We start from the raw sequence: 413 nt of genomic DNA, 5'->3' as shown, positions 1-413 counted from the left end.
CATGCCGGCAATGAAGCGGATAGATTTGAAGCAGAATTTGATGATAGTGGCAATGATTTAGAGGTTCCGCAACAGAATAGCACTCTGCAGGTGATCTTTGGCTATGAGAACAGCATCAGTGCTTTTATGGGGCGTTTTGTTGTCGAGTCAGTGGTAAGTTGTGGTGGCAGTGATGGAGAGATCTTGCGCCTTTGTGGCAAAAGCGCCTCAATGCGTAAAGAACTCAAAGAACAAACAAGTGAACATTTTGATCATAAAACCGTTGGCGAGATTGTTGAGACACTCGCCAAACGCCATGGTTATCAAGCAAAGATTAGTCCAGAATTCACGCACAAAACTTTGCCTTATGTGATTCGCACAGATCAATCGGCTGTTGATTTTTTAACGCGTCTTGCGGAGCGCATGCAGGCACG

Annotated in this window: 1 pseudogene; it reads left to right on the top strand. The window is 45.3% G+C overall.

Features of this window, described 5'->3' with window-relative positions:
• Window positions 1-413 (top strand): annotated as a pseudogene (locus J7R12_RS08705) (contractile injection system protein, VgrG/Pvc8 family); the annotation flags it as partial.

This window comes from Bartonella vinsonii subsp. vinsonii (assembly GCF_902825235.1).
GTDB lineage: Bacteria > Pseudomonadota > Alphaproteobacteria > Rhizobiales > Rhizobiaceae > Bartonella > Bartonella vinsonii.
Note: the sequence above shows the minus strand (reverse complement) of the source record. Positions and strands in the feature narration are given on the sequence as shown.